Origin of the sequence: Mycobacterium kyogaense (assembly GCF_003254575.1) — a bacterium.
In the GTDB taxonomy this organism is placed as follows: Bacteria; Actinomycetota; Actinomycetes; order Mycobacteriales; family Mycobacteriaceae; genus Mycobacterium; species Mycobacterium kyogaense.
Genome location: NZ_QJUA01000083.1, coordinates 1 through 6826, shown reverse-complemented (window position 1 = coordinate 6826; position 6826 = coordinate 1). Strand labels below are relative to the sequence as shown.

Here is a 6826-nt window from a genome sequence, read left to right as displayed (position 1 = left end):
GCCTGGGGGCGGGCGGCCGCTCGTCGGTCACAGCAAGAACCTACTGCAACCAGGTCAGTCGACCGGCCAACAACGAGTAGCCGACGAACGCCACGGCGTCGATCAGCGTGTGCGCCACGATCAGCGGCCACAGCCGGCCGGTGCGTTGCCACGCGTATCCGAACACCAGGCCCATCGCCACATTGCCCAGCCCCGCGCCGAAACCCTGGTAGAGGTGGTAGATCCCGCGCAGCAGGCTCGACAGGGCCAGCGCGACCCAGGGGTTCACCTGGAGCTGGCGCAGCCGCGTCAGCAGGAAGCCGACGACGACCACCTCCTCGGCCCACCCGTTGCCGAACGAGAGCAGCAGGAGCACCGGGATGCGCCACCAGGTGTCGTTCAGCTCGGCGGGTTCGACCGAGGCGTTCACGCCGAGGACGCGGGCCAGCTGGTACAGCGCCAGCCCGGGTATCCCGATCACCAGGGCGAGCCCTATGCCGCCGAGAAAGTCTGTGCGCCAACGGAATCGGGCGAGGCCGATGCGGGCTGGACTGTCCCCGGCGCGCCACAGCAGGTACAGCGCGAGGCCGCCCCAGGCCAGCAACTGGAAGAGTCCGGCGAGATTCAGGCCGAGGTCGATCAGGCTGAACGGCGACCGGCGCGGATTGAGCGCCACGGTCTGCCCGGACAGGCCGAGCAGGACCGCTTCGATCAGGCGCAGCAGAGCCGTGTAGCCGCTGAGTCCGAAGGTGACGGCGAGGACCACCGCGATCTCGATGCGCAGGGCGCGACGCTGCGCATCGGTCGGCGGTTCGCTCACCGCAGCTACGGTAGCGGGGCGATCGCGCCGAGTCCTCAGACGCGGCGGGCGCGCAACCCGTTGAGGAACGGGCAACCCATCAGGATCCGGATGGCGCGGCTGAGTCCCGTCACATCGTCGACGGGATGCGGAAACGGCAGCCGGACGTCGTGGTCACCGTCGGCGGACTCCACGCGCAGCGCGACGCCGTAGCGATCGAGGCCGAGGGGGCGCACGCGGCCGTTACGCAGGGCTCCGGGTAGGCGGCTCGCCAGTCGATCGACGACATCGCGGTGCTCGGCGTCCAGATGTTGTAGCCAGGCGGATTCCATGGCGCAGAACGGATCGGGCAGTGCGCCCAGCAGGCCGGCGACCGAGATCGACTCCGCGCCGGTCGAATCCGCGGCGACCACGGATTCGATCTCCAGCCGCATCAGCACGTCCTGGCCCCGGGTGCTGTTCACCTCGAGAAGGGCCGGGTGGGGATTGGACGCGGCGATCAGATCGAGCAGCGCGGGGACCTCGCGGTCCGGCACGGTCCGCAGCGTGCCCCTGATCCACACCAGCGAGCGGACGGGTTCGCGCAGCGGCAGCGGCGCATAATCGGTCAGCTCGAGGACGGCCTGCACACCGGCCGCCTCGGTCGTGGCGGCAACCGCGGTCAGGGGGCTCGACGCGGGGACAGTGAGCGCGGCCGATCCGTCGCACAGCAGGTGCACCAGCGGGGTGGGGGTCGGGTCGAGTCCGTCGATGGCGACCACCGCCCCGGTGGCGCGCGCACATGTGCTCCGGATTCGCTCCGCCGTCGTCGGGGTTTGGGCCGGTGTCTGCGTCGGTGTCTGCCCTGTCATCACGCCTCCATTAGTAAGGTGAGGCTAACTTAACCATCCACGCGGAGCGGCGCAAGGCTTTCCGTCGCCCACCAGCGCAGCTGCGTTCACCCGATAGGCTGACCCCGTGTCCCGCATCGCTTACCTCGGCCCTGAGGGGACGTTCACCGAGGCGGCACTGAGGGCTCTCGAGGCCGACCACCGGATCCCCGTGCCAGGACCCGTCACCCAGGTTCCCACCGACAGCACGCCCGCGGCGGTGGCCGCCGTCCGCTCCGGAGAAGCGGACTTCGCGTGCGTGCCTATCGAGAACTCCATCGAGGGGTCCGTGCTGCCGACACTGGACAGTCTCGCCGACGGGCCGCCGGTGCAGATCTACGCCGAACTGACCCTCGACGTGTCGTTCACGATCGCGGTACTACCCGGTATCACGGCGGCCGCGGTGCGCACCGTCGCGGCCTTCCCGGTCGCCACCGCCCAGGTCAGGAAGTGGCTCGTCGCCAACCTGCCCGACGCGGCACTGCTGCCCGCGCTCTCCAACGCCGCGGCCGCCGCCGAAGTGGCCGCGGGCCGGGCCGACGCAGCGATCACCACGGCTCTCGCCACCGACCGCTACGGCCTGGACACGGTGGCCGCCGGTGTCGTCGACGAGCCGAACGCCAGGACGCGCTTCGTCCTCGTCGGAGCTCCGGCCGCACCGCCCCCGCGCACGGGGGCCGACCGCACGTCGGTGGTGCTGCGCCTGGAGAACGTGCCGGGCTCCCTCGCGATGGCGATGACCGAACTGGCCATCCGCGACATCGACCTGACCCGCATCGAGTCGCGGCCCACCAGAACCGAACTGGGCAGCTACATGTTCTTCCTCGACTTCGTCGGCCACATCGACGACGCCCCGGTCGCCGAGGCGCTGCGCGCACTGCACCGCCGCTGCGCCGACGTGCGCTACCTGGGCTCCTGGCCCACCGGTCACCCGGCGGGCGCACCGCCTCCGGTGACCGACGAGGCGACGACGTGGCTGACGCGGCTGCGAGAGGGCACCCCATGAGCGGGCGCCTGGTGCTGGTCCGGCACGGACAGACGCACAGCAACGTGGCCCGGCGGCTCGACACGAGGCCACCGGGCGCCGAGCTGACCCAGCTCGGCCGCGAACAGGCCCGAGGTTTCGCAGGCACGCTGAGCCGCCCGCCCGGTCTCATCGCCCACTCGATCGCCACCCGCGCGATACAGACCGCTCACGAGATAGACACCGCACTGTGCGCGCAGGGCCCCGTGGAGTTCGACGGCATCCACGAAGTCCAGGTCGGCGACCTGGAGGATCGGTCGGACGAGGCCGCGCACGACGAGTTCACCGCGATCTACCGGAGCTGGCACCAGGGCGAACTCGACCTCGCGCTGCCCGGCGGCGAGACCGGCCGTCAGGTCCTGGATCGCTACGTCCCCGTGCTCGACGACCTGCGCATGCGCTACCTCGACGACGACGCCTGGCGTGAGGACATCGTCGTGGTCAGCCACGGCGCGGCCATCCGGCTCGTGGCAGCCGTGCTCGCCGGGATCGACAGCCGCTTCGCGATCGAGAACCACCTGGCCAACACCGAATCGGTGGTGCTCGCGCCGGTCACCGACGGACGGTGGAGCTGTCTGCAGTGGGGCGCGCTGACGCCACCGTTCGACCCGGAGGCCAGTTCGGCCATCACAGTGACGGCCGGCGGCGACGCTGCCGACGCCTCAGCCGACCCGATGGGCTGACACCGCACCCACGTGTTCGCACTCGCAGCCGATCGCGCTGCAGTCCAGGTGCATGTCGTGCGCGGCGGGCGGGGAGAGGCAACCGTCCTCGGTGCATTCCTCCCGGCGGTAGGCGTGGTGGATCAGCGCACCGTGGCAGTGCTCGAGGCCTGCCGCGCAGTCGCGGCACCTAAGGCTCATGCTCCGTTCATAGCACCGATCGCCGACACGATCGGGTTGCCGCGCTCGAGCGACGTTCAGCCCCAGCCGAGTTCGTGCAGCCGCTCGTCGTCGATGCCGAAGTGGTGCGCGATCTCGTGGATCACGGTGATCGCCACCTCGTCGACCACCTCGGCGTCGGTGTGGCACATGTCGAGCAGCGCGTCGCGGTAGATCGTGATGGTGTCGGGCAGTGCGCCGGCGTACCAGGAGTCGCGCTCGGTGAGCGCTACGCCTTCGTAGAGCCCCAGCAGTTCGGGCTCGTCGGGGTTGCGGTCGGCCACCAGGATCACCACGTTGTCGATTGCCGCGGCGAGCTCGCCGGGCAGCAGGTCGAGCGCGTCGCCGACCAACTCGTCGAACCGCTGCGGACTCATCCGCACGGCCATCACGGAGCAGGTGGCGGGAACGGCGCGGCCGGGGGCGGCACCGGGTCGACCGGGGCCGGCGCGGCCGGGGGCGCCTGCTCGGCCGGCGGCAGCGCCACATCAGCCGGCGGCGCTGCCGGTGGGGGTGGCGGGCCACCCAGGAACGTATTGCCCTGCGCTGGTGCCTGATCAGGGGCCGGCGCCTGTTGGCTGGCCGTCGGTGCGGCCGTCGTCGCCAGCTGCGGCATGTGCTGGGTCTGCTGGCTGCTGTCGTCCGACTGGGTCGACTGAGAGCCCGAGCTAGAGCTCGAACCGGAACTGGAACCGGAACTGGAGCTGCTGGACGACGTGTCCGGCACCTGCGGTACCTCGATCGGCGGCAGGTTCAGCCGCTCCTCGGGGATGTCCGGCGGCGGAACCGGCGGCTGCCCGTTGATCATCAGCGGGCCCTTGGCGCTGTTGAGCAGTGTCGACCAACCGCCGTTGCCGAGGGTCGCACCGATGCTGCACGACACCTGACGGCTGCCGGCGGACCAGCTGGGCAGCGAGACCGTGCTGTAGATAAGCGTCAGCGTGGTGTTGCGCAGCTGGATCGGGGCCAGGTAGGCGTCGGTCATCTTGGTGCAGGTGTCCTTGATGAACGCGTCCTGCTCGGGCTCCGCCGGCAGCGCCCCCGGGAACCGCTCGGCCAGGTTCACCGAGCCGGTGACCTCCATCGCGTGCGGCGCGGCGCAGTCGACGGGAATGTCGGTCGGCTGGTTGGTGGTCGGGTCGATGCCCAGGCAGGTGCCGGCGACCCACACCTTGGACTGGTCGATGTCGGCGACCTTGCCGGTGAACGCCAGCTGCTGGTTGTTCGGGCCGGGCAGCTGCAGACCGCACAGCATGCGGCGCTCCCCGGACTGCTTCCAGGCCTTGTCCCCGGACCACAGCATGCTGATCGTGAACTTGCTGTTCGGATCGAACTTCGCGCCGAGATAGCGCCGGACCGCCGCCGTGCACTGCTCCTGGCTGATCTGCTGGATGCGGGCGGTCGAGGGCGGTGCGGCGTCGGGGCCGTACTCGCTGCCCGGGAAGGTGCGCATGTCCACCGACTCGGCCACCTCGAAGCGGTGCTCGGCCGTGCAGTCCACGACCTGTGCGGCGTCGGGCGTCCGCTCCGGCCAATTCAGGCAGTCGCCGCTCTTGGCGTGGTCGAACGTGTCGTTGCCGCGGGAACCCAGCGAGATCGAGTTGGCGGTCAACCCGCCGGCCGGATCGGCTTGCGGAAGCGCGGTGATGACACCGGCGATCAACAGGCCACCGAGCGCGGTCAACAGCAGGGCGCGGCGCGTGGACTCGGCCTGCAGGCTGTGCCACCAGCGCGTCGAGCGCCCCTCCGGGCCGGCGGGCGGTGCGTCGGGTGGCTGTGGCGGGTTGGACGACGAGAACATCGCCCACCATTGTGGCAGGCGTGTCAGGTGCTGTGACAAGTGATGCAGCTGTAACGTTATGCGGCTGACGCTGCGGCCCGTAGGGTTGCGCGATGTGATCGACCTGAAAGTGCTGCGAGAAAACCCCGACGCGGTGCGGGCATCCCAGCGGGCCCGCGGCGAAGATCCCGGCCTCGTCGACGCCCTGGCCGAAGCCGATGTCGCCCGTCGTGCCGCGATTTCTGAGGCCGACACTTTGCGCGCCGATCAGAAGACGGCCAGCAAGGCAGTGGGCAAGGCCTCGCCCGACGAGCGCCCGGCGCTGCTGGCCGCGGCCAAGGAGCTCGCCGAACGCGTGCGGGCCGCCGAGGCGGCACAGGCCGAGGCCGAGAAGGCCTTCACCGCAGCGCACATGGCGATCGCGAACGTCGTCATCGACGGTGTACCGGCAGGCGGCGAGGACGCCTTCGCGGTGCTCGACACGGTGGGTGAGCCGCCCGCGTTGGAGAACCCCAAGGACCACCTGGACCTGGGCGAATCACTCGGGCTGATCGACATGGATCGCGGCGCCAAGGTGTCGGGGTCGCGGTTCTACTTCCTCACCGGCTATGGCGCGCTTTTGCAGCTGGCGCTGTTCCAGCTCGCCGTCCGCACCGCCACGGAGAACGGCTTCACGCTGATGATCCCGCCGGTGCTGGTGCGCCCGGAGATCATGGCAGGCACCGGCTTCCTCGGTGCCCACGCCGACGAGGTCTATCACCTCGCCGATGACGACCTGTATCTCGTCGGCACGTCCGAGGTGCCGCTGGCCGGCTACCACTCCGACGAGATCCTCGACCTGTCGAACGGTCCGCGCCGCTATGCCGGCTGGTCCTCGTGCTTCCGGCGCGAGGCGGGCAGCTACGGCAAGGACACCCGCGGCATCATCCGGGTGCACCAGTTCGACAAGATCGAGGGCTTCGTCTACTGCAAGCCCGAGGACGCCGAGGCCGAGCACGAGCGTCTGCTGGGTTGGCAGCGTCAGATGCTCGCGCACATCGAGGTGCCCTACCGGGTCGTCGACATCGCCGCAGGCGATCTGGGCTCATCTGCGGCCCGAAAATTCGACTGCGAGGCGTGGGTGCCCACGCAGCAGACGTACCGGGAACTGACGTCGACCTCGAACTGCACCACGTTCCAGGCCCGTCGGCTGGCGGTGCGCTACCGCGACGACAACGGCAAGCCGCAGATCGCGGCGACGCTGAACGGAACGCTGGCGACCACGCGATGGCTGGTCGCCATCCTGGAGAACCATCAGCAGCCCGACGGCAGCGTCCGGGTGCCACAGGCGCTGGTGCCCTACCTCGGGGTCGAGGTGCTTACCCCGAGCTAGCTGGCTGTAGGTCGAGTCAAGGGGTGTGGAGGCCGTAGTGGGTCGACGCCTCGGGGCGGGGCGTGATTTCTGTGGTCGGTGGTGCTGCCGAGTTGAGGGCCGGGTGCCTGGCGCCCACGCTG

At 70.2% G+C, this 6826-nt stretch carries 8 protein-coding genes; 3 read left to right on the top strand and 5 right to left on the bottom strand.

Features of this window, described 5'->3' with window-relative positions:
- Positions 1-40: 40 nt before the first annotated feature.
- Together DMB80_RS27465 and DMB80_RS27460 are read right to left on the bottom strand one after the other, a co-directional pair.
- Complete coding sequence (locus DMB80_RS27465) at positions 41-799, bottom strand: CPBP family intramembrane glutamic endopeptidase (RefSeq protein ID WP_111512717.1); 759 nt, start codon at positions 797-799, stop codon at positions 41-43.
- A 35-nt stretch (positions 800-834) separates the two neighbouring features.
- Positions 835-1629, bottom strand: a complete 795-nt coding sequence (locus DMB80_RS27460) for a DUF2470 domain-containing protein (RefSeq protein ID WP_111512716.1) — start codon at positions 1627-1629, stop codon at positions 835-837.
- Between the two features lie 106 nt (positions 1630-1735).
- On the opposite strand from DMB80_RS27460, the gene pheA reads away from it, so the two are divergent.
- Positions 1736-2653: a prephenate dehydratase gene (gene pheA / locus DMB80_RS27455; protein WP_111512715.1), complete on the top strand. Its 918-nt coding sequence runs from the start codon at positions 1736-1738 to the stop codon at positions 2651-2653.
- Positions 2650-3354 carry a histidine phosphatase family protein gene (locus DMB80_RS27450; protein ID WP_111512714.1) on the top strand — a complete coding sequence of 235 codons (705 nt, stop codon included), beginning with the start codon at positions 2650-2652 and terminating at the stop codon, positions 3352-3354. Before pheA ends, DMB80_RS27450 begins: the two co-directional genes overlap by 4 nt.
- On the opposite strand, the gene DMB80_RS27445 is transcribed toward DMB80_RS27450, so the two are convergent.
- From DMB80_RS27445 to DMB80_RS27435, 3 genes are read right to left on the bottom strand one after another with little or no spacing between them, the layout of a single operon-like run.
- Complete coding sequence (locus tag DMB80_RS27445) at positions 3334-3534, bottom strand: hypothetical protein (protein WP_111512713.1); 201 nt, start codon at positions 3532-3534, stop codon at positions 3334-3336. The two genes, DMB80_RS27450 and DMB80_RS27445, sit on opposite strands and share 21 nt — an antisense overlap.
- A 56-nt stretch (positions 3535-3590) precedes the next feature.
- A complete protein-coding gene (locus DMB80_RS27440; protein WP_162938733.1) occupies positions 3591-3941 on the bottom strand; it encodes a metallopeptidase family protein in 351 nt (116 codons plus the stop codon).
- Entirely contained in the window at positions 3941-5353 is a 1413-nt protein-coding gene (locus tag DMB80_RS27435; RefSeq protein WP_111512712.1) for a septum formation family protein, read from the bottom strand. The genes DMB80_RS27440 and DMB80_RS27435 overlap by 1 nt, the downstream gene beginning before the upstream one ends.
- A gap of 94 nt (positions 5354-5447) precedes the next feature.
- Here DMB80_RS27435 and serS point away from each other — a divergent pair, with 94 nt between their 5' ends.
- Complete coding sequence (gene serS, locus DMB80_RS27430; RefSeq protein ID WP_111512718.1) at positions 5448-6704, top strand: serine--tRNA ligase; 1257 nt, start codon at positions 5448-5450, stop codon at positions 6702-6704.
- Positions 6705-6826: the final 122 nt, after the last annotated feature.

Coding starts and splice junctions, on each gene's coding strand:
- DMB80_RS27460 (WP_111512716.1), bottom strand. CDS start 1,629: ATGACAGGGCAGACACCGACGCAGACACCGGCCCAAACCCCGACGACG.
- DMB80_RS27450 (WP_111512714.1), top strand. CDS start 2,650: ATGAGCGGGCGCCTGGTGCTGGTCCGGCACGGACAGACGCACAGCAAC.
- DMB80_RS27445 (WP_111512713.1), bottom strand. CDS start 3,534: ATGAGCCTTAGGTGCCGCGACTGCGCGGCAGGCCTCGAGCACTGCCAC.
- DMB80_RS27440 (WP_162938733.1), bottom strand. CDS start 3,941: ATGGCCGTGCGGATGAGTCCGCAGCGGTTCGACGAGTTGGTCGGCGAC.
- DMB80_RS27435 (WP_111512712.1), bottom strand. CDS start 5,353: ATGTTCTCGTCGTCCAACCCGCCACAGCCACCCGACGCACCGCCCGCC.